Source organism: Burkholderia orbicola, assembly GCF_900100915.1.
Lineage (GTDB): Bacteria > Pseudomonadota > Gammaproteobacteria > Burkholderiales > Burkholderiaceae > Burkholderia > Burkholderia orbicola.
This window is the reverse complement of the sequence record NZ_FNKW01000003.1, coordinates 135,529-156,369: the sequence shown is the minus strand read 5'-3', so window position 1 is coordinate 156,369 and position 20,841 is coordinate 135,529. Positions and strand designations below refer to the sequence as shown.

16 protein-coding genes are annotated in these 20,841 nt (G+C 63.4%); 8 read left to right on the top strand and 8 right to left on the bottom strand.

The window, feature by feature from the left end; all coding sequences use genetic code 11:
- Window positions 1–35 precede the first annotated feature (35 nt).
- The 3 genes from BLS50_RS30550 (at window position 36) to BLS50_RS30540 (ending at window position 6,175) form a co-directional block, all read left to right on the top strand.
- Window positions 36–305, top strand: a complete 270-nt coding sequence (locus tag BLS50_RS30550) for a hypothetical protein (RefSeq protein WP_074807130.1) — start codon at window positions 36–38, stop codon at window positions 303–305.
- Between the two features lie 625 nt (window positions 306–930).
- On the top strand, window positions 931–3,771 hold the full coding sequence (locus BLS50_RS30545; protein WP_074807125.1) for an ATP-dependent Clp protease ATP-binding subunit: 2,841 nt from the start codon (window positions 931–933) through the stop codon (window positions 3,769–3,771).
- 124 nt (window positions 3,772–3,895) lie between these two features.
- Entirely contained in the window at window positions 3,896–6,175 is a 2,280-nt protein-coding gene (locus BLS50_RS30540; protein ID WP_074807120.1) for an FdhF/YdeP family oxidoreductase, read from the top strand.
- Window positions 6,176–6,398: 223 nt separating this feature from the next.
- Here BLS50_RS30540 and BLS50_RS30535 read toward each other — a convergent pair whose 3' ends face one another.
- The 5 genes from BLS50_RS30535 to BLS50_RS30515 all read right to left on the bottom strand — a co-directional run bounded on the left by BLS50_RS30535 (window position 6,399) and on the right by BLS50_RS30515 (window position 13,871).
- Window positions 6,399–6,902 (bottom strand): pentapeptide repeat-containing protein, encoded by a 504-nt coding sequence (locus BLS50_RS30535; protein WP_074807117.1) that lies wholly within the window; start codon window positions 6,900–6,902, stop codon window positions 6,399–6,401.
- The gene (locus BLS50_RS30530; protein ID WP_074807114.1) at window positions 6,899–7,201 is read right to left on the bottom strand and encodes a hypothetical protein; all 303 of its coding nucleotides are present in this window, start codon (window positions 7,199–7,201) and stop codon (window positions 6,899–6,901) included. Before BLS50_RS30530 ends, BLS50_RS30535 begins: the two co-directional genes overlap by 4 nt.
- 10 nt (window positions 7,202–7,211) lie before the next feature.
- Window positions 7,212–8,774: an SEL1-like repeat protein gene (locus tag BLS50_RS30525; protein ID WP_074807111.1), complete on the bottom strand. Its 1,563-nt coding sequence runs from the start codon at window positions 8,772–8,774 to the stop codon at window positions 7,212–7,214.
- Window positions 8,775–8,883: 109 nt separating this feature from the next.
- Entirely contained in the window at window positions 8,884–10,965 is a 2,082-nt protein-coding gene (locus BLS50_RS30520) for a phospholipase D-like domain-containing protein (protein ID WP_074807108.1), read from the bottom strand.
- A 35-nt stretch (window positions 10,966–11,000) separates the two neighbouring features.
- Window positions 11,001–13,871, bottom strand: a complete 2,871-nt coding sequence (locus BLS50_RS30515) for a type VI secretion system Vgr family protein (protein WP_074808632.1) — start codon at window positions 13,869–13,871, stop codon at window positions 11,001–11,003.
- A gap of 508 nt (window positions 13,872–14,379) precedes the next feature.
- Here BLS50_RS30515 and BLS50_RS36120 point away from each other — a divergent pair.
- The gene (locus BLS50_RS36120) at window positions 14,380–14,535 is read left to right on the top strand and encodes a hypothetical protein (protein WP_176934352.1); all 156 of its coding nucleotides are present in this window, start codon (window positions 14,380–14,382) and stop codon (window positions 14,533–14,535) included.
- A gap of 209 nt (window positions 14,536–14,744) precedes the next feature.
- Window positions 14,745–15,758, top strand: coding sequence for a tryptophan--tRNA ligase (trpS, locus tag BLS50_RS30510; RefSeq protein WP_074807104.1), 1,014 nt, complete (start codon window positions 14,745–14,747; stop codon window positions 15,756–15,758).
- Window positions 15,759–15,943: 185 nt separating this feature from the next.
- Here trpS and BLS50_RS30505 read toward each other — a convergent pair whose 3' ends face one another.
- From BLS50_RS30505 to BLS50_RS30495, 3 genes are all read right to left on the bottom strand, one after another.
- Window positions 15,944–16,606 (bottom strand): amino acid ABC transporter permease, encoded by a 663-nt coding sequence (locus BLS50_RS30505; RefSeq protein ID WP_006481301.1) that lies wholly within the window; start codon window positions 16,604–16,606, stop codon window positions 15,944–15,946.
- 27 nt (window positions 16,607–16,633) lie between these two features.
- Window positions 16,634–17,284, bottom strand: a complete 651-nt coding sequence (locus BLS50_RS30500; RefSeq protein WP_034175498.1) for an amino acid ABC transporter permease — start codon at window positions 17,282–17,284, stop codon at window positions 16,634–16,636.
- A 63-nt stretch (window positions 17,285–17,347) separates the two neighbouring features.
- Window positions 17,348–18,175 (bottom strand): transporter substrate-binding domain-containing protein, encoded by an 828-nt coding sequence (locus tag BLS50_RS30495; protein ID WP_074808630.1) that lies wholly within the window; start codon window positions 18,173–18,175, stop codon window positions 17,348–17,350.
- 34 nt (window positions 18,176–18,209) lie between these two features.
- Between BLS50_RS30495 and BLS50_RS35710 the strand changes: the two genes are divergently transcribed.
- The 3 genes from BLS50_RS35710 (at window position 18,210) to BLS50_RS30485 (ending at window position 20,831) form a co-directional block, all read left to right on the top strand.
- Entirely contained in the window at window positions 18,210–18,560 is a 351-nt protein-coding gene (locus BLS50_RS35710; protein ID WP_143028393.1) for a hypothetical protein, read from the top strand.
- 81 nt (window positions 18,561–18,641) lie between these two features.
- Window positions 18,642–19,580, top strand: coding sequence for a LysR family transcriptional regulator (locus BLS50_RS30490; RefSeq protein WP_027812229.1), 939 nt, complete (start codon window positions 18,642–18,644; stop codon window positions 19,578–19,580).
- A 102-nt stretch (window positions 19,581–19,682) separates the two neighbouring features.
- Complete coding sequence (locus BLS50_RS30485) at window positions 19,683–20,831, top strand: SRPBCC family protein (RefSeq protein WP_074807101.1); 1,149 nt, start codon at window positions 19,683–19,685, stop codon at window positions 20,829–20,831.
- Window positions 20,832–20,841 lie beyond the last annotated feature (10 nt).

Here is a 20,841-nt window from a genome sequence, read left to right as displayed (position 1 = left end):
CGTCGCCGATCCCGCCCATCTTGCATGGAGGATGTATGAGCGAATCGAATGACGCATTACAGGCGCTGCAGGCGTCTGTCGCTACCCTGAAGCAGACGGTGGACGCACACGCGAGCAGCCAGGCCGGCGACACCGCCGTGCTGTTTACCGTCGTGTCGCTGATGCTGGCCGAGCTGCCGCCCGACACGCGCAACCTGATCGAGGATTCGTTCTCCGTCTGGGCCAATGGTCTGCAGAATGCGGCGCTGTCGGCCGACGTGAAGCAGATCGCACGGCAACGGCTCGCGATGAACCTGTCGGACTGATCGCGGTTCGCCACGGTTGCGCGATGTCCGGCGCGTACCGTGCAACCCGTCCTCGCCCTCGCCGGCCCTCCGGCACGCATCGGCTGCGGTGCGTGTGGGGTCGGCCGAAACCGCCTCGCGCCCGCGCCGCGCGTCGCGCGCCCTCCTGCGTCCCGTCTCGCCCGCCGTTTGCCGGCTGCCTGCGTCCTGCGCGCCGATGTCGCACCTCGCCCCGTTCGCGCGCCACCTCTTCCTGCCCCCGTCCACCGCAAGCCGTACGCGCCGCGCATGCCCGCGCCGCCGCGCGCGTGCGCGTCTGTACTCCTTGCCGCCGGATCGCGCACGCATGTGAGGGTGCAATTCACGGCCGGCCCGGCTGGGAACTGTGTCTTGGATGGCCCGCGCCGATTCGCTATTTTGAACGCAGTCGAAGCGATGCCGTGGGCTCCTCTCAGCGCTCGCGCCTCCCGCCCCGACCGCGACCGTGCGCCACGCCGGCGCGCGTTGCGCGATCGCACCGGTGCGGCACGCGCGCCGCCGCAGCGTGTGTCGTGCGCGTCGTGCGATCGCGATCGGGATGCACGAGCGCCGCACCGCATCGGGCTTCACCCTTCGACCCACCTTCACAGACAGGAGCCAGACCACCATGCCCGCACTTTGCGATATCTGTCACGCCCGGCCGGCCGTCGCGCGCGCCACCGTGATGCAGGACGGCGAGCGCAAGACGATCTCGATCTGCGATTACCACTTCCGACAGCTGATGCGGCATCAGAGCATGCTGAATCCGTTCGATTCGCTGCTGGGCGGTGGCGGACCGTCATCGCTGTTCGGCGGCCTCGGCGACGACTCGCCGCTCGCCGCCGAGATTCCGCGCGAATCGGTCGACCCGACCGACGCATTCAGCGAACAGACGCTCGAACTGCTGCAGCGCGCGGCCGAGAAGGCGCATGAGCTGCGCCGCAGCGAGCTCGATTCCGAGCACCTGCTGTACGCGCTCGCGGACACCGACGTGTGCGCCGCGCTGCTGAAGGAACTGAAGCTGTCGCCGGAAGACATCAAGTCGTACATCGACGCGCATGCGCAGACCGGCACGGCCGACCCCGATGCGCCGCTCGACAAGCTGTCGATCTCGCCGCGCGTGAAGAAGGCCGTGCAGTACGCGTTCCAGGCGTCGCGCGATCTCGGCCACTCGTACATCGGCCCCGAGCACCTGCTGATCGGGCTCGCATCGGTGCCGGACAGCGTCGCCGGCACGCTGCTGAAGAAATACGGCGTGACGCCCGAGGCGCTGCGCCAGAAGGTCGTGAAAGTGGTCGGCAAGGGCGCGGAGGACGGCCGCGTCGATGCGCCGACCGGCACGCCGAATCTCGACAAGTTCGGCCGCGACCTCACCGCGATCGCGCGCCAGGGCAAGCTCGATCCGGTGCTCGGCCGCGCGCAGGAAATCGAGAGCACGATCGAGGTGCTCGCGCGCCGCAAGAAGAACAACCCGGTGCTGATCGGCGAGCCGGGCGTCGGCAAGACGGCGATCGTCGAGGGCCTCGCGCAGCGCATCGTCAACGGTGACGTGCCCGAAGTGCTGCGCGACAAACGGCTCGTCGAAGTCAACATCAACTCGATGGTGGCCGGCGCGAAGTATCGCGGCGAATTCGAGGAACGCGCGAAGCAGCTGATCGACGAAGTGACCGCGAAGCAGGACGAACTGATCCTGTTCATCGACGAGCTGCATACGATCGTCGGCGCGGGCCAGGGCGGCGGCGAAGGCGGCCTCGACATCGCGAACGTGCTGAAGCCCGCGCTCGCGCGCGGCGAGCTGAGCCTGATCGGCGCGACGACGCTCAACGAATACCAGAAGTACATCGAGAAGGACGCCGCGCTCGAACGCCGCTTCCAGCCCGTGTTCGTGCCGGAGCCGAGCGTCGAGCAGACGATCGTGATCCTGCGCGGGCTGCGCGACAGCCTCGAGGCGCACCACCAGGTGACGTTCGCCGACGACGCGTTCGTCGCGGCCGCCGAATTCGCCGACCGCTACATCACGTCGCGCTTCCTGCCCGACAAGGCGATCGACCTGATCGACCAGGCCGCCGCGCGCGTGCGGATCGGCGCGACGTCGCGCCCGGTCGACATTCAGGAAGGCGAAGCGCAGATCGCGCAACTGAAGCGCGAGCAGGACTATGCGACCTCGCGCAAGCGCTTCGACGAAGCGAAGCAGTTCGAAGAGCAGATCAACGCGAAGCAGAAGGCCGTCGACGAGATGATGGAGGCGTGGCAGCGCAAGACCGGCTCGGAGACGCTCGAAGTGACCGTCGAATCGGTGGCCGAGGTCGTGTCGCGGCTCACCGGCATCCCCGTATCCGAACTCACGCAGGAAGAACGCCAGAAGCTGCTGAAGATGGAAGAACAGTTGCGCGAGCGCGTGGTCGGCCAGAGCGACGCGGTGGTCGCCGTCAGCGATGCCGTGCGGCTGTCGCGCGCCGGGCTCGGCCAGACCCACCGGCCGATCGCGACGTTCCTGTTCCTCGGGCCGACGGGAGTCGGCAAGACCGAGCTCGCGAAGGCACTGGCCGAGACCGTGTTCGGCGACGAGCAGGCGATCATCCGCATCGACATGTCCGAATACATGGAGCGCCACGCGGTCGCGCGGCTGATCGGCGCGCCGCCCGGCTACGTCGGCTACGACGAAGGCGGCCAGCTCACCGAACGCGTGCGGCGCCGCCCGTACAGCGTGATCCTGCTCGACGAGATCGAGAAGGCGCATCCGGACGTCTACAACGTGTTGCTGCAGGTGTTCGACGACGGGCGTCTGACCGACGGCAAGGGCCGCGTGGTCGATTTCAGCAACACGATCATCATCGCGACCAGCAACCTCGGCGCGGCGATCATCATGGACAACCTCACGCAGCCGGAAGCCGCGCGCAAGACCGACAAGGCGATCCGCGAGGAACTGATGCAGGTGCTGAAGGGGCATTTCCGGCCCGAGTTCCTGAACCGGATCGACGAGGTGATCGTCTTCCACGCGCTGTCGAAGGACAACATCCGCTCGATCGTGCAGATCCAGCTCGATCGCGTGGTGCGTACCGCCGCCGCGCAGGACATCACGCTCGTGATGGGCAGCTCGCTCGTCGACCACCTGACCGAAGTCGGCTACCAGCCGGAATTCGGCGCGCGCGAGTTGAAACGCCAGATCCGCCAGACGATCGAGACGCGGCTCGCGAAGGAGATCCTCGCCGACCGGCTGAAATCGGGCGACAAGTGCGAGGTCGACTACGACAAGGACAGCGACGAAGTGAAGTTCAACACGCTCGCCGCGCCTGAAGCGAAGGATACGAAGGACGGGAAACCGGACGCCGACGGCAAGCCCAAACCCAACGGCAAGGCCGCCAAGGCGGCAGCAGACGCGAAGCAGGACGACACGCCCGCCGACGCCCCGCCGCCCGCGGCGAAGCCCGGCAAGAAGTCGTCCGGCACGAAGAAGGACGCACACTAAAACAACGCTTGCCCTGCAACCCGGGGCACGCATGACCGGCTCCGTCCGCCGGACGGAGCCGCCCCACGCCGCGACACGGCGCAACCGAGCCACCCGCACCGGGCCCGGCTATTGGAGATTCACCATGACAAATCGACGCGAAGTGCCAGGCATCAGGAAATACGATGGGCCCGCCGGCGGTTGGGGCGCGCTTCGCGCGACAGCCGATGCGGTGCGCACGCAGATGGAAACCATCGAGGCGCCGATCGTGCTGATGCGGACCAACCAGCCCGACGGCTTCGACTGCCCCGGCTGCGCGTGGCCGGACAAGGAACACAAGTCGACGTTCCAGTTCTGCGAGAACGGCGCGAAGGCCGTCACGTGGGAAGCGACGACCAAGCGCGTGACGCCCGAGTTCTTCGCGGCGAACACCGTGTCGTCGCTGCTGCGCATGTCGGACTACGAACTGGAGAACATGGGCCGGCTCACGCATCCGCTCGTCTACGACCGCGCGACCGACACGTTCCGCGCGATCGAATGGGACGACGCCTTCGCGCGCATCGGCGAAGTGCTGCGCGCGCTGCCGCCCGAGCAGGTCGAGTTCTACACGTCGGGCCGCGCGTCGAACGAAGCCGCGTACCTGTACCAGCTGTTCGCGCGCGAGCTCGGCACCAACAACTTCCCGGATTGCTCGAACATGTGCCACGAGCCGACCAGCGTCGGCCTGCCGCAGTCGATCGGCATCGGCAAGGGCACCGTGTCGCTGGAGGATTTCGACCACTGCGAGCTGATCATCTCGATCGGCCACAATCCCGGCACGAACCATCCGCGGATGATGGGCACGCTGCACGAGTGCGCACGCCGCAACGTGCCGATCATCGTGTTCAACCCGCTGCGCGAGCGCGCGCTCGAACGCTTCGCCGATCCGCAGGACATGATCGAAATGGCGTCGTTCGGCTCCACGCGGATCGCGTCGACGTACTACCAGGTCGACGCGGGCGGCGACGCGGCCGCGCTGAAGGGCATCATGAAGGCGCTGCTGAAGCTCGAAGCCGAGCAAGGCAACGTGCTCGACCGCGACTTCATCGCGCAGCACACCAACGGCTTCGACGCGTTCTCGGCCGACCTCGAAGCCACGTCGTGGGACGACATCGAGCGCGCGAGCGGCTTGAGCCAGGAACAGCTCGAACAGGTCGCGATCGCGTATGCGAAGTCGAACGCGACGATCGTCACGTACGGGATGGGCGTCACGCAGCACAACAAGGGCACGGCAACCGTGCGCCTGATCGCCGACCTGCTGCTGATGCGCGGCAACATCGGCAAGCCCGGCGCCGGCGTGTGCCCGTTGCGCGGCCATTCGAACGTGCAGGGCAACCGCACGGTCGGCATCACCGAGAAGCCGTCGGCCGAATTCCTGAAGAAGATCGAGGACGTGTGCGGCTTCACACCGCCCGCGCAGCACGGGCACGACGCGGTGCAGGCCATGCAGGCGATGATCGACGGCACCGCGAAGGCGCTGCTGTGCCTCGGCGGCAACTTCGCGGTCGCGCTGCCCGATCCGGAACTGTCGTTCCCGGCGATGGCGAAGCTCGACCTGAGCGTGCATCTCGGCACCAAGCTGAACCGCTCGCACCTGCTGGTCGGCAAGGAAACCTTCATCCTGCCGGTGCTCGGCCGCACCGAGCTCGACATGCAGGCCACCGGGCGGCAGTCGATCACCGTCGAGGATTCGATGTCGATGGTCCATGCGTCGGCCGGCAAGCTCAAGCCCGCGTCGGACCAGTTGCGCTCGGAGCCCGCGATCGTGGCCGGCATCGCGCATGCGACGCTGCCGAACAGCAAGATCGCGTGGCTCGACCTGATCGCCGACTACGACCGCATCCGCGACCTGATCGACAAGACCGTATCCGGCTTCGAGGCGTTCAACGAGCGCATCCGCACGCCGGGCGGCTTCCGCCTGCCGCTGCCGCCCACCGAACGCGTGTGGCCGACGCCGACCGGCAAGGCGATGTTCTCGGTCTACAAGGGCGTGAAGGAAGACGCGGACGTGCTCGGCGCCGAGCAGGTGCTGCGCCTGATCACGCTGCGCAGCCACGATCAGTACAACACGACGATCTACGGGCTCGACGATCGCTATCGCGGCGTGTTCGGCCGGCGTGACGTGCTGTTCATGAACGCGGCCGATCTCGAGAAGTACGGGCTCGAACACGGCGACCTCGTCGACATCGAGACGGTCACCGCGTCGGGCCGCACGCTGCGCCTCGAGAAGATCACCGCGATCGAGTACGACATCGCGCCGGGCTCGGTCGGCGCGTACTACCCGGAAGCGAACGTGCTCGTGCCGCTGGACTACATCGACAAGGAAAGCGGCACGCCGTCGTACAAGTCGGTGCCGGTGCGCGTCGCGCGCTCGGCGGTGGTGTGATCCGCGGGCGGGCGGGGCGCGGCGGGCACACGCCGCGCCCTCGGCCCGCCTGCTACCCTGCGCTTCGCGCTCGCGGCCGTCGCATCGCAACCGATGCGGCGGCCGTTTCATTTGATCGCGTCGGACGGCGCCGGGCTTATCGCGCCGCCCAGATGGAGCAGGTAACCGTTGCTGGCCGACTCACCACTGTGTCGACGCCCCCCGCAACGGTAGCCGTCTCAACTCAATGTCCGCCGTTGATTTCCGTATCCTCGAAAGCCAGATGCTCGAAATAGCTTCCGGTGAAGTCGACGTCGAGTCCCTTGAGGCCATGAGCTTCAACCGTGGTGCCGGTACAGTCCAGCACCTGCACCGAATGCCATGTGTTGCCGTCGAACCTGACGCCGTTCCACTTGCATCCGAGAAATTTCACACCGTTGAAAGTGCTGCCCTGAAAAGCGGCGTCATTGAAGCTACAATCCATGAATGTACATCCGGAAATCGCAATCTCTGCAAAATCGCAACCGGTAAACGTGCATGCCGAGAACCGGCAACCCGTCCAGCCGGCCTGCCGGAATGACGTTCCGGCGAAGCTGCTACCGCTGAAACTGCTATCGGCAAATTGCGCGAGACCCAGATCGAGGCCGGCATAGGCCGAGCTGTCTGCCTGACCAGACAGTCCTGCGGGTATACCGCCCGCGCCCTTGCGCCACTGATCGTGCTTGTAGATGATTTCAGCACTGCTCATCGGTCTGCGTCCCGGTGCGCGAGAGCAGCCGGATCGCGCTCATCCTTGCCCGAAGGCTGTTCACCGCCCTCGTCGTCGGAGGTTGGCGAACTCCGGCTGGCGAACCATGCGACCAGCCCCCCCAACGCCAGTAGCGGACCGAGAAACAGGAAATTCTCGATCGCGAAATCGCCTACATCGTGCGAACCGTAGCTACCTCCGCTGATCTGGGCCACGGCCCCCATTGTTGCAACCGCCCCCCAGGCAGCCAAGATCATCCCTCCGACACACACCGTCGCGGCAATCGTCGATTTGCGCATCTCTGCTCCGTCAAGCGTTCTCGGAAGGGTTGCCGAGGCTGACCTGAGGCAGCTTCGCAAATCCAAGGTGATTGGCTTCGTTCCACCACGTCCACGTCACGTCCGCCGGCGACACGTCCAGATGCATGACCCGTGGATCGGGAAACGCATCACCTTGCAACACATAGGCCTGGCGATACCACTGATTGAACGTGGCCGCCCGAGGATGATCGTCCGCCACCACAGCCTGCCAAATACCGGTCACCGGGCACGCGCGGATGCCGCGACACCGGATAGCCGGGTCGGGAAATTCGGCGGCGCGCGCAATGCCCTGTGTCACACGCGGATGCGATTCCGCCGATTGCACGGGCATCGGAATCGCATCGCCGACATAGTGGAAGAAGATGCGACCGTCCTCGGGCATCAGGCCGGGGCGACTCCGATCGAACAGTTCATCATTCCGGTAATGCATCGGTACCTGAGCCGCATTCCATGCGAAGTGACGTTCGGCGCTCGGATACTTCAGCTGAGCGAGCCAGTAACCACCGACAGGAGCAGCCGTCGTTTCCGCCTGCGGAGGAACGGCAACCTGCGGCTTCTCCGGCAGCATGTAGCCATCGGGCACGTGCGCGCGCCCCGTACGCAGCGACACGGGGTGCGCCGCAGGTTTGACCGGCGATACCGGCACGGACGTCACCGCTTTCGCCGCGTCGATCAACGTCTCTTTGTTGCCATCCCACTTGGGCAGCTTGGCGGGCGGCAGCGGCACGACCTTGTCCAGATTCGGCAGACGCAGGTCGGGGTCGCGCTCGAGGCGGTCGGCAAGGACGCTGTAGCGTTCGGCGCGGGCTTCATCCTTGACATGGCCGACCAGGGCGTCCCCCTTGCCAAACGACGCACTCAACCACCCCGCGCTCTCGGCGCTGCCGAATTTCACGCCCGCATGCAGGGTCTTGAGTGCGCGTTCGTTGTTCTCGCTCAACTCGGCTCGATCTCCCACAATCGTCGTTCCCAACTCATATGCAGCAAGTCCGTTGCCCTGCGCGACCGCACATTCAAGCATCTTGAGCGCGATCTTTCGGTTACCCCAGAAGCCTGCCTTCGGGTCGTCATAGAGCGCATCCATCTTGCCACCCAGATACGCCATCGCACTTGGACTACCCATATCGGCGGCCAGTTGCCAGAACGCATAGGCGCGGCTTGCATCCTGCTTAACCCCCATCCCGTTCATGTGGTACGTGCCCATCAAATCGTAGGCTGCCGGAATACCCAGTTTCATCGCCTGTTCGGTGATCTGAACGGCATGTTCCGAATCACGTTCCACACCTTGCCCCTGAGCGTAGGCATTCGCCAGATTCAGCATGGCTTTCCAGTGCTTACGCTCGGCCGCCTTCGTCCACAAATCGACAGCCCCCTTGTAGTCGCGCTGGTTCGGCCACAACAGCGAACTGGTCAGCGCCATTGCCTGCTGATTCCAGCGATCGGCCTCCGGATCCAGCGGAGGAACCGCGTCAACCTCGTGCTTGCACTCGAATGCTGTGCGATGCGGATCGAAGGCGGTCAGCGACATGTTGCGAGGAAGAGAATCGTTCATTGAGCAGGCGGCACATGCAAGGAACAGGAAAGCAGAAACTAACCGGGCGAAGCCGATACGGTTGGCGAGGGTCGAACGCAATTGATTTAGCACGATTTAGGGAGCCTACTCAGGATAAGCGAATACCTGTCACACGGTCATCGTGGAACGGATGCAGGAAGCCGGTTGGCGCGTCCCCCTTCTTTCGGGCAAGCTCGTTGGCCCGCAGCAATTGCACCCAGTTGCGGAACGCCTTCGACATGGCCGGCGGAGTCAGCGAAGACGGGTTGCAATCCGCTGCATTTCCTGTGTGAAGCTTCCACACCCGTTTGCGCAGATCTTCGCTTTTGGCGCGGTCGTCGGTTCCCACGTTGATCTCGGCATCCACTGCCATGCTCCGCAAGTTCAGATTGGCACTGCCCAACGTGAAGAAACTGTCGTCGATCATCAGCAATTTACTGTGGATGTAGATTTCCCTGTACCGGGCCGCGAACGATTGCGCCGGCAACGGCAGCATCGGCGCCAAGTCCGGGTCGGGCAGTTCGCCTTTGGCTTGCTGCTTTTTTACGTAGTCATCCCAGCGGGCCTGTTTCTTCTCCGTCTCGGTATTCAGCTTGGAGCTGCGCCAATTGTAGTCAAAGGACCACAGGCTGCCGACCAGCGCACGGATGCCCATCTGATCGAGCGATTTCGTGAGCGACGCCTTGTCACCAAGGTCCTTGGCGCTTTGCGCCGCAGGCGACAGCGGAGCTGGGTAGTAGTCGGGGTCGATCCTTGCGCCGCTCGCTTTCTGCCGCTTGACGTAGGCGTCCCAGGTCGCCTGTTGCTGGCGATTGCGCGCGAGTTCGTCTTCGACCGCCTTGTCCTGATTGGGCATCGAGGTGCCATAGCCCAGAACCTTAACGGTATCGTGCGTGCGCGGCACCATCTGTGGCCGCTCGGGCGTGGGGATGACGGCCATCACGTGCAAATTCGGTACGTCGGCAGGACTCCTTCCCGCTGCCTGGCTGCACGACAGAAACTCGGTTCGCAATTCCTTCAGCTTCGTCGGCCACTCGGTATATTGGAAATACTGGTTCTCGATGTAGATATAGTTGCGCGCAAACGACGTCGCCTGGATATACAAGGCCTTGATGGATTTGTCCTTTTCTTCGGGCTGCGTACGAGCGATTTGCGCACGCTGGCACGGCGTGCCGAGATTCTGCGTCAAACCCGGAGGCACCTTCTTGAAATCGTGTGTTCGCGACAGGTTCGCGCCCTGACCCTTGGCCCGGTTCCACGCATCGGTAAAGTTTTTGCTTACCGCCACCAGTGCTTCGCCCCGAATCCGACTCGCGTAGTCCTGATAAGGCTTCAACCCCGGTTGCGAGTCGTTGGCGCCCTCCCATCCTTCACCACGACGCGGATCATTGAAGAGATGCTGCTGCGTATCCCAATAGTCCGTCACGCTGTTCAGCCCCATCACGTAGCCGACCGCCTGTGTACCGCCCTCGTGGTCGTAGTCGATCAGGATAGTCTTCTGATGGTCGGTGGCCAATTTCTCCAGGCCGAAATCTTCCAGGTTGTCGCGCTTGCCCGGCTCGTGCGCCAGGCTTTCGTGAACGTCCTTGCTGCTGCCGTCCCGCGTACGAAGAGACAGGTTGGGCAGGCGGCCGGCAAACGCGTCGTCGTACCATCGCGCATTGAAGTCCTCGCGCCGGTCCTGTGGGGTCAGCGGCTGCGGCGCATTGCCCAACTGCACATAGATGCCGCCCGCCTTGCCGACCTCCCTGGCCATCTTCTGCTCGTACGTAAGGCGGCCGCCGCTGTAGCCCGGCATGTTGTTCGACAGGGTACTTCCGATCACGCCATACCACGAGAGCAAGCGAACCTGCACCGGCTTGCCGTTATTGAATTTCCCGGCCGCGACATCGCGCAGCAGCCCGCCCCAGGTATCTCCTCGCGGCCAGACCGTGCCCTTGCGGATCAGTTCCATCCCGGGGTCAAAGCCCCAGCAAATGATTTCGACACTATGCTTGGCCGCCTTCAAGTCGGCCGCAATCTGCGTAAACGCGTCCTCTCCGCAAATGAATACGTCGATATTGTTCTTTTCATACGGCGGCGCGTAGTAGTCCGCCTGCTTTTCCAGAAACCACTGCGCACTGGCGACCGCCTGACGCTTGTCGACATCGACCGGCGCCTTCGTTTTGTTTTGAGTATTGGTATCGGACATCACGTTTCTCGTCGAAAACTGTAGCGAATCGCCGGTCAGCCCTGTGCGTGGCGCTGGCGCGATTCCGGATCGCCGTCGACTGCCCGCCATCCCTGCGCGGCCAGTTGATCATCGTCGCTCAACCCTCCCTCCATCACGGGCACCTCGATCTCGTGCCCGTTGTGCAGCTTGACCGTATAGGAAGACGTGCCCTTCTGGTGATTCGCAATGATCAGTTGACCATGCTCGTCGGTCACGCCGTCCGCAATCTTGGCCGCTCCCTTGTAAAGGGTGTACGGCTCGTAAGCAAGCGGCCGCCCATCGTTGGGATGGGAACGGAGCACCACCGCGAGGCTGTCTTGTTGCTCCAGCTCCTTGAACGTCAGGGGGTCGGGCGCTTTCACAGGCTTGTTGTCCGGCCCGACGAGACTGTGCGACGCCGCGTGTTCGCGCCATACGCCGCTCGTGCCATGCACGACGCCGCCGCCATTCCACTGGCTGTAGCTCGACCCGCCATTGATCGACGCTTCGTCGCTCGCCTGCGTATTGACCTTCGGCGAGCGGAACACGATCTCTTCGCCTGCCTCCAGGATGATGCGCTTGGCGGCCTTCACAACCACGTCCTCCTTGTGCGCCTCGATACGCAGCTTCCCGTCTGCCGTCACCAGCGTCATGCCCTTGGCCGCGAAAGCACTCATCCAATCGCCGACGCGCATCAACAGACGACGTCCCACGCTGATCTGCGTGTTGCCGGCACTCACCGCATCGATGTTGGTCTGGGCCCCGAGCACCATCGCGTCCTGGCTAACCACGGTCACGCCGGCCGGCCCCTCGATTGCCACCATCGGCGCACCGCCGGAGCCGCCGCCACCTTGATCAACGTTGCTGCCAGCATCCCAGCCTTTGATCTGCGAGGTGATCTTCTCGATGCGTGCGAGGTCGGTGTTGTCGGCGTCGTTCGCGGCGGACGCATCACCGAGGTTTCGTACCAGTTCCTGCAATTGTTCGATCAACGTCTGCAATGCCGTGCGTTCGAGCATCTTGCCTTCGGCACGCCCCTGCTGCTGCGCGGTCACGTAGACGCCCTTCGCGGCACGAATGACCGCCTGGGCATCGGTTCTGGCCTCCAAACCGTCACCGCGAGGCGCTCCCTTGCCATCGTTTCGAGGCTCCGTAAGGTAGCCCAGGTTCAGTTGGGTATAGGTATGTTCGCTAGCAAGCTGACTGCTGATCTGGCCAGGTGTATCGTCGAAACGCAACTGGTTGTAGCGATCCGCCTTGACCTCCTTGGTCTTGATGCCGGAAAGATATCGATTGCCCGGAAGCGAACCGGTATGGCTGAACGTGGTCGGCATGTTGGGACCGCCGTGCAGCACCCCGGTCACGACCATCTTGTCGGGGTCGCCGTGCAAATGGTCGATCAGCACTTCCATTCCCGCGCGCGGCAGCATGTCCATGCCGTAGTTCGGCCCGGCCCAGGGGCTGACCCATCTCACCCACGCGCTGTCCCGCTCGGTTCCGCTGGTGCCGGCACCTTGCGCATGGGCATGATCGTCGGCGCGCAAACCGAGAATCTGCACCTTGATGCGCCCCAATTCGTCGCAATGCACTTCCTCGCCGTCCTGGCCAACCACTTTCGCGGTAAACGGATGCACGGGCGGCAAATCGACGCGCGGATCGTAGGCAGGTGTCAGCGGCACACCGCGGCGCACGCAAACGAATGTGTTCTCGTAGCGAACCCCGGCCCCCTCTTCGACCGGCAACGCGTCGAAACTCCAGCGACTCGCGGCAAACAGCACTTGGGCCCGCTCGTCGAGCGCCTTCGAAAAATTGTTGGTCGCCCGGTGGTGCAAGCTGGTAACGACGAACTGCCGCTGCTCCTCGGGCCGGGTATCGACCTCCGGATGCCCAGCCAGCGTGAACCAGAAGCCCGGCGAGACATCCCGGACATCGCTCGACGCATGCACGCATTCGGCGCGATGCTCATGTGCCAGAATCCGAGCCTTCGCCAAACGCTCGTGGTCGGCATCCGAGTCCGCCGCATGCGGAACGTCGATGACCGAGTCGGCCAGCAGCTTCGCAAGATCGTTGCCCGCCTCGCCCTGATCGACGATCGTCTCCTGCTCAGACTGCGCGATCCTGCCGGTCTTGTAATCCCAACTGGCACGCCGCACACTTCCGGGCGTCAACGCACGGGCCGCGGACCATAGCGTGACCGAGTCACGCTCCCGCGACTGCGTACCCCGGTGGTAAGGCACATGGCCTGCCGCCGCCTGTGGCAGCTTCGTCGGATCGTCGCAGAACACGAGCGTATGGACCGGCGTGTCGGCGGCCGCACCATCATGCTTGCCAGCCCGGGTGTACCAGAAAATACCGTCGCGTCGACACAGCCGTCGAATGAAGGCCGCATCCGATTCACCCGCCTGGCGCGTCTGCTCGCGCTTTGGATACTGGTTGCGATCCAGCACGAGTTCGAAATCGAAAGCCTGCGCCAACGCGGAACTGCGTTGCTGCCATTCGTGCAGCAGTGTCTCCAGAATGTCTGGAACACTCATCGAACGGAACGTTCTGCTGTTGATCCGCTGATCGAGAATACTCAGCGCATCTCTCAATGTCAGTTGTACGCACGTGAGGGAGCCGTCCGATTGACCGGCGCGGACATCTGTGATGATCCCATTGATCGGATATGGCTTGCCTCGATCCGTCATCAGTTGCACCGAAAGCGGCAACCCCAGAAAGGCGGAGAGCGGCAGATCCGGGCGTGACGACAGGCAGGTCAGGTGCCCTTCGATGCCGACACAGAGACCTTCCGTCAAATCGATGCTCTGTGGCACCAGGACATGCGCCAGCGCATCCTGATGACGGCCCCAATGAAACCGGATCGCACGATTGTTCTGATCGAGCGCGCCAACGAAGGCGCGCAGCATTTCGGTCACGTTCACTTGTCAATGGGCATTCGGCAACGGCGCTCTCAGACCGCCAAGCCACCTGCGCTTAATTATTTGGTCACCGATTTTAAGTGCAACGTTCACACAAAAACAATCGCGCCGTGCTAGTTAGCGCGATGGAAGGTGCAACGAATGCTCGATGTGTTGCCGGCTGATCCGTCCCCTTCAATAAAATAAATACCAATCCATTGATTTTATTAACTTTTAATGTTCTTTCGGATGATTGACGGCAAACGCCGTCATATCTCAACGCAAAGCGCCTAGGCCATTGCCGGACAATTCTTTACGGTTCGCGGCCAGCCTAGCTGATAGCATGCGTGTCGCATGACCGATCCACCGGGATCGTCGCGCGCCGGGCTGACACACATACCGACTGCAGTCAAACGGCGAACCACGGACTTATGTCCCATTTCCCCGCAACACCCCGGCTCGCCCCGCGCGACCCGTTGCAGTAACCGTTGGAGTGGCGCACCCCGCGCCTGCAAGCATGAAGAAATCGAAGCAGCCCACCCGTCCCCCACGCGACAAAGACCGCACGCCGCTCGTACGCGCCGGCGCGTGGCTGCTGATGGCCGGCCTGCTGTATTTGCTGTGGCCGTCCGCCGAAACCGCCTACCTCGCGGTGGACTCGGTGATCCGCTGACGCGCGCGGCCAACCGCGCACTACGCTATACTGCCGCGATGGAAACCCGACCCGCCTCGCCGATCGTGCATTGCTGGTGGCGCGCCTGACCCAGGCGGCCCGTTTCCTTTTGCATGTCCCAAACGTGATGCCGCCAGCCATGGCGGCATTTGCGTTTCTGCGCTGACGTCATGGCTGGCGGCTTCGACAACCCGGAGCCAACGACGACCATGACGCAACCCACCCGCCCGATCATCCTCACCGGCGATCGCACGACCGGCCCGCTGCACCTCGGCCACTACATCGGCTCGCTGCGCGCACGCGTGCAGATGCAGCACGAGGCGACGCAATTCCTGCTGCTCGCCGATACGCAGGCGCTGACCGACAACATGGGCCGCCGCCAGCGCGTCACCGAGAACGTGATCGAGGTCGCGCTCGACTATCTCGCCGTCGGCATCGATCCGGCGATCTCGACGATCGTCGTGCAGTCGCAGGTGCCCGAGCTCGCCGAACTGTCGCAATACCTGCTCAACCTCGTCACGGTCGCGCGCCTCGAACGCAATCCGACCATCAAGGAAGAAATCCGCCTGCGCGGGTTCGAACGCGACATCCCGGCCGGCTTCCTGACCTACCCGGTGAGCCAGGCAGCCGACATCACCGCGTTCAAGGCGACCCACGTGCCGGTCGGCGACGATCAGCTGCCGATGATCGAGCAGACCAACGAACTCGTGCGCCGCTTCAACGCGACCGTCGAGCAGCCGGTGCTGGTCGAGTGCGAGGCCGTGCTGTCGGCGGTCCCGCGGCTGCCGGGGATCGACGGCAAGGCGAAGATGAGCAAGTCGCTCGGCAACGCGATCACGCTCGGCTCGACGCCGGACGAGATCGCGCAGGCCGTGAAGGACATGTACACGGACCCGAACCACCTGCGCTTGAGCGACCCGGGTCAGGTCGAGGGCAACGTGGTGTTCACGTTCCTCGATGCGTTCGAGCCGGACGTGGCGAAGGTCGACGAGCTGAAGGCGCACTATCGCCGCGGCGGCCTCGGCGACAGCGTCGTCAAGCGCGTGCTGAACGAGCGGCTGCAGGCACTGATCGAGCCGATCCGCGCGCGCCGCCGTGAGTTCGAAGCCGACAAGGCCGAAGTGATGGCGATCCTGAAGCGCGGCACGCTGCATGCGCGGGAAGTGGCGGGGGCGACGCTCGCGGAGGTGAAGGGGGCGATGGGGTTGACGTATTTCGATTGAGCGGCGATGCCGGCGTGCATTGCACCCACCGCGCCATGCACGCCCGACATGAACATCGACAGGGAGCGTAACCGGCAACGATTCGAACACCTTCCGTCGCGGGCATTCCGTCGAAGCAAAAGATCGGCTGCGCGATGCTGCAATCGGCCCGGATCAGGGGAAGCAAAGCGACGCGGTGTATCGCATCATGCAAGCCGTCGCGCGACCCGCCGCTCGACGGCCGTGCCGGCCCACGTCGCCATTTCGACAAGCAACAGGTAGCACACGGATAGTGCGAGCAATGTCTCGACGAACGCGAAGCTCGCCGAGCCGATACCGGTCAGTACGAATGTCAGTTCCGGTACGGTGACGATCGACAGGACGGCGGTTTCCTTGCTCAGCACGATGGCCAGATTGGTGAGCGCCGGCAGGATCAGCACCATCATCTGCGGCAATTGCACGCGAAAGGTCGTTTGCCAGCGGCTCAGGCCCAGACAGGATGCCGCTTCGACATGCCCCTGCGGCACGGCTGAAAATCCGGAACGAAATGCCTCGGTGAAATAGGCACCCGCATAGAGCGCAAGGCCGACCACACCTGCCGTCAACGGATCGAACGTCAATCCGAATGCGGGGCCGCCGTAGTACAGCAGAAAAAGTTGCACGAGAAACGGCGTGCCGCGAAACAGCTCCACATAGACGCGAATCGCCGCGCGTACGAAGCGGCCGCCCGCCTGCTGCGCAAGCGCCGCACCGAAACCGATCGCCGCCCCGGCGAGCGTACTGGCCGCCCAGGTCGCCACGGTCATCGCGAGACCCGCGCCGATCTCCGGCAAGTTGTTCACGAGCACATCGGGATGGAAAGTCAGCATGAGGGTCTCCGGCAAGTCACTGACGCGTCATGCCGCGCGCAGGCGTCGCTCCGCGCCATGCGCGATCAATGCCAACGAACCGCAGAGCAGAAAATAGATCATCCCGGCCGCAACATACGCCTCGAGCGGCTGATACGTGCTGGCGGCGATGTTCTGCGCGGTTCGCGTGATCTCCGCCACCCCGACCACGGAGACGAGCGATGACGCCTTGATCAGCAGCACCATTTCGTTGACGAGCGAGGGCAGAGTCATCCGCACGGCCTGCGGCACCTGGATCCTCCACAGACGATCTGTTGCCGAGAACCCGAGCATCGTCGCCGCCTCGAGCTGTCCCTTCGGGAGATTCGCGAATCCGCCACGGAGAATTTCGGCGATATACGCGGCAGAGCACAGCGACACGGCACTGACAGCCGCCATCACGGGCGGCACATTGAGGCCCACGAACGGCAGGAAGTAGTAGACGAGCAGCAGTTGCACGAGCAGCGGCACCCCGCGAAACACCCGAACATACGCGCCGGCAGCGGTACGAATCGCAACGTGCGGTGCAAGCCGTCCGCAGCAGACCACGAGGCCGATGCAGAAGCCGAGCACCAGCCCGGCTGCGGAGACTTCGAGCGTCATCAGCGCCGCGTGGAACAGCAACGGCAGGCCGTCGATGAAGGTGTTCAGGCTGAACATGGCAGGTTGCCCGGTAGGGTTGCCCGGCGGTAGCGCATCGATGCTGCTGCCCGGACGTGGCGCTCAATAGTTCGGCGTGGGCATCTCGGCCGGCATTGCGGTCGCGACGCCGAGCCACTTGTGCTGCAGTGTCGCAAGCGTGCCGTTCTCGTTCAACGCGACGAGCGCCGCGTTGAACGCATTGGCCAGCGACGCGCTGTCCGCATCCTTGCGCAGCGCATAGGCGAAGTAGACTTTTGCGCCGAACGCGGGTTGCACCACCGAGAACACCGCCGGGCGCTGCTTCGCGACATACGCGATGTTGGTCAGCGAGTTGGCGACGGCGACGATGCGCCCGGTTGCGAGGTCTGCATACGCCTGGTTGTTGTCGACGTATTCGCGGATCGTCGGCGGCTTCGGCAGTGTCGCCGCGTAGCTCTTCAACTGCTCGAGTTGCGCGCTGCCCTTGCCTGCGCCAACCACTTTACCCGCGATATCGGCAGAGGTCTTGAGACTGCCGTCGCCGGTTCGCTTGAGCAATGCATCGGTGGCTTCCGCGATCGGCAACGAGAACGCATAGCGTTCCATGCGCGCCTTCGTGACGGTCAGCGGCCCTGCAACCATGTCGAACTTGCCCGCGTCGAGCCCGGGCAGCACGCTTTCCCACGGCAGATCGATGAAGCGTACCTTCACGCCGATGATCTGACCGACGGCCGCGAACAGCGCCTTGTTGAAGCCGACCTGCTGGCCGTTTTCGAGAAAATCGAACGGCGCGAACTGCATTTCGGTCCCCACCACCAGCTCGCCGTGCTGCTTGACGCGATCGAGCAGGCTCTCGGCATGTGCGGCCACGCTGGCTGCCGCGAGGATCAATGCCACGAACAGCGAAGTACAGGACTTGGATCGTTTCATCTGACGTGTTCCGTTCGAATCGAAAAGTGACTGGATGACCGGATTGACGCCTGCCTGGTCATCGCCCGGCGCATCCGCCGTCAACGCAATTTATGCGGTCAATTTATCGCCAGAAATATTGTTTTCCGATCCACCGAAAAGCTTTTCCCTATGCACACTGTCTTCTGCGACGCTGCGCCGCCTCGCGGTGTCGGCGACGCGTATCGCACATACCGTCGATCGTCTGCCGATTCATTGCGTGGTGAACGGCTTGCACGGTTTTGTCGCGCCATGCACCAGCGCGACTCATCCCTTTGATCACACGGTGCACGAACAGAAGCATCCAGCCGCCCCTCGAACGCCCGCACCAATGCGCATGGGAAAAAATGATGCAGATTTTCGATAAGCCTCTTTTTGACTATGCAAAATGGCAGCGCGCCTCGCGTTGCGAGCCGTTTCCGATCCGATACTTTGCGAGCCACGCTTCATGGAAAACATTGCGTTGCGCTATTCGTTGCGCCAATTGCGCTACTTCGTGGTCACCGCGGAAACACTGTCGTTTACCGCCGCCGCACGCCAGTTGCACATCTCCCAGCCGTCGATCTCCACATCGATAGGCGAACTGGAATCTTCATTCGGCATTCAGCTCTTTATCCGCCATCGTGCGAGCGGTGTGTCGTTGACGCCCGCGGGACGCGACGTGCTCGGTCAGGTTCGCAACCTGCTGAAGAACGCGGAAGAACTGCAGACGATGGCACGCGAGATGGATGGCGGCATGTCCGGCACGATCGCGCTAGGCTGCCTCGTCTCGCTGGCGCCGCCGTTGATGCCGGCATTGATGAGCCGCTTCGTTTCCGAGCACAGCGGTATCGGCTTCCGCACGATGGAGGCAAACCAGGACGACCTGCTGTCGGCACTGAGCAACGGCACGCTGGACATGGCGCTCACTTATAGCCTCGATATTGCCGACGACATTTCGTTCACGCCGCTCGTCACGCTGCCGCCGTATGCCATTCTGCCGCTCGAACACAAGCTCGCTCGCAGCAAGAAAGTCGCCCTCGCCGATTTGCTCAACGAACCGTATGTTCTGCTCGACCTGCCGCACAGTCGCGAGTACTTTGCCGGATTGTTCGATCCGCTTGGCCGCCGCCCGTCGCCGACGTTCCGTTCGTCGCAGCCGGAAGTCGTGCGCGGCATGGTGGCCAACGGCCTCGGCTACAGCATCCTGAACTTCCCGCTTCGTTCGACCCGCACCGTCGATGGCGCGACTTTCGCGGTCCGTCCGTTTCGCGACGAGGTCGCGGCGATCACCCTCGGCATCGCGATGTCGCGCAGCATGAAACCCCGCCAGCTCGTCACGCGCTTCGCGCAATTCTGCGAAACCTACATCCCTCAGGTGCACGTCCAGGCAACGCCGACTGCATAGGGAAAAACTTCTTGTTGCATCCGAAAAGAATATTTCGACTCTTTATTGGACTTGTTAAATTGGTCTCCAATGTGATCGGTTTCAACGTTTCCAGGAGGCGCGATGCGTTCCATCCCTACGGCAGCGCCGTCTATCGACGTGATCGTCCGCGACCTGAAAACCAATTGTGAACGCGACTTCGGCGACGCTCGTGCGATGCCGCCGGGAGTCTACACATCACCCGAATTCCTCGAGCGGGAACAGCAAACCCTCTTTCGCAACGAATGGCTGTGCATGGGCCGCTCAAGCGCACTGCCGAATCCGGGCGACTACCTGACCGCGGAGATCGCCGGCCAGCCGATTATCGTGATCCGCCGCGACGACGGCACACTACGTGCAATGTCGAACGTATGCCTGCACCGCATGTCCACCCTGCTCGAAGGCCGGGGCAATGTGCGCCGGATCGTCTGTCCGTATCACGCGTGGAATTACTCGCTGGACGGCGATCTGCGCGGTGCCCCGATGATGGACAGGCAGGACGGTTTCTGTAAGGACAGCTACAAGCTTCCGCAGGTTCGCTGCGAGATCTGGCAGGGCTGGGTCTACGTCACGCTCAATGAGGAGGCGTCACCTGTCGCCGCCCGATTGAAGGAGCTCGACGAATTGATCGTCAATTACGACATGGCGTCGTATGTCGAGACCTTCCACGAAGAACACGTGTGGGACACCAACTGGAAGATCCTCGCGGAAAATTTCATGGAGAGCTATCACCTGCCGATGCTGCATCGCGCGACGGTGGGCCCGCATTCGAGGCTCGACGAGATGGAATGCCCGCCCGGACTTCCTGCATTCAACTATCACTGGATCACGAAAGAGGCCTCGCTGCCGATCGGCAATGCGCATCCGGACAATACGCGCCTGCAAGGCCAATGGCGCAAGACGACAGCGCTCCTCGCGATCTACCCGACCCATCTCGTCACGCTGACGCCGGGCTATTTCTGGTATCTCGTGCTTCAGCCGCTGGGCGTGGATCGCGTGCATATCCGCTTCGGCGGCGGCCTGTCGCCGGAATTCATCGACGACCCGAAGGCGGCCGAATACATGGCGACGCTGAAGAAGCTGCTCGACGAAGTCAATCTCGAAGACCGGCGCGGCGTCGAGGCCGTGTTCCGCGGCGTGCATGCCCCGCTTGCGAAGCCCGGTCACCTGAGTCATCTGGAACGGCCGAACTACGACTTCGCGCGCTATCTGGCGTCGCACGTCGCCATCTGAAGCCGCACGC

Bases quoted from the DNA above. Each gene is read 5' to 3' on its own strand.
- BLS50_RS30550 (WP_074807130.1), top strand. From the start codon at position 36: ATGAGCGAATCGAATGACGCATTACAGGCGCTGCAGGCGTCTGTCGCT.
- BLS50_RS30485 (WP_074807101.1), top strand. From the start codon at position 19,683: ATGCGTTCCATCCCTACGGCAGCGCCGTCTATCGACGTGATCGTCCGC.
- BLS50_RS30535 (WP_074807117.1), bottom strand. From the start codon at position 6,902: ATGAGCAGTGCTGAAATCATCTACAAGCACGATCAGTGGCGCAAGGGC.
- BLS50_RS30525 (WP_074807111.1), bottom strand. From the start codon at position 8,774: ATGAACGATTCTCTTCCTCGCAACATGTCGCTGACCGCCTTCGATCCG.
- BLS50_RS30490 (WP_027812229.1), top strand. From the start codon at position 18,642: ATGGAAAACATTGCGTTGCGCTATTCGTTGCGCCAATTGCGCTACTTC.
- trpS (WP_074807104.1), top strand. From the start codon at position 14,745: ATGACGCAACCCACCCGCCCGATCATCCTCACCGGCGATCGCACGACC.
- BLS50_RS36120 (WP_176934352.1), top strand. From the start codon at position 14,380: ATGAAGAAATCGAAGCAGCCCACCCGTCCCCCACGCGACAAAGACCGC.
- BLS50_RS30540 (WP_074807120.1), top strand. From the start codon at position 3,896: ATGACAAATCGACGCGAAGTGCCAGGCATCAGGAAATACGATGGGCCC.
- BLS50_RS30505 (WP_006481301.1), bottom strand. From the start codon at position 16,606: ATGCTGACTTTCCATCCCGATGTGCTCGTGAACAACTTGCCGGAGATC.
- BLS50_RS35710 (WP_143028393.1), top strand. From the start codon at position 18,210: ATGACCGGATTGACGCCTGCCTGGTCATCGCCCGGCGCATCCGCCGTC.
- BLS50_RS30530 (WP_074807114.1), bottom strand. From the start codon at position 7,201: ATGCGCAAATCGACGATTGCCGCGACGGTGTGTGTCGGAGGGATGATC.
- BLS50_RS30500 (WP_034175498.1), bottom strand. From the start codon at position 17,284: ATGTTCAGCCTGAACACCTTCATCGACGGCCTGCCGTTGCTGTTCCAC.
- BLS50_RS30545 (WP_074807125.1), top strand. From the start codon at position 931: ATGCCCGCACTTTGCGATATCTGTCACGCCCGGCCGGCCGTCGCGCGC.
- BLS50_RS30520 (WP_074807108.1), bottom strand. From the start codon at position 10,965: ATGTCCGATACCAATACTCAAAACAAAACGAAGGCGCCGGTCGATGTC.
- BLS50_RS30495 (WP_074808630.1), bottom strand. From the start codon at position 18,175: ATGAAACGATCCAAGTCCTGTACTTCGCTGTTCGTGGCATTGATCCTC.
- BLS50_RS30515 (WP_074808632.1), bottom strand. From the start codon at position 13,871: ATGCTGCGCGCCTTCGTTGGCGCGCTCGATCAGAACAATCGTGCGATC.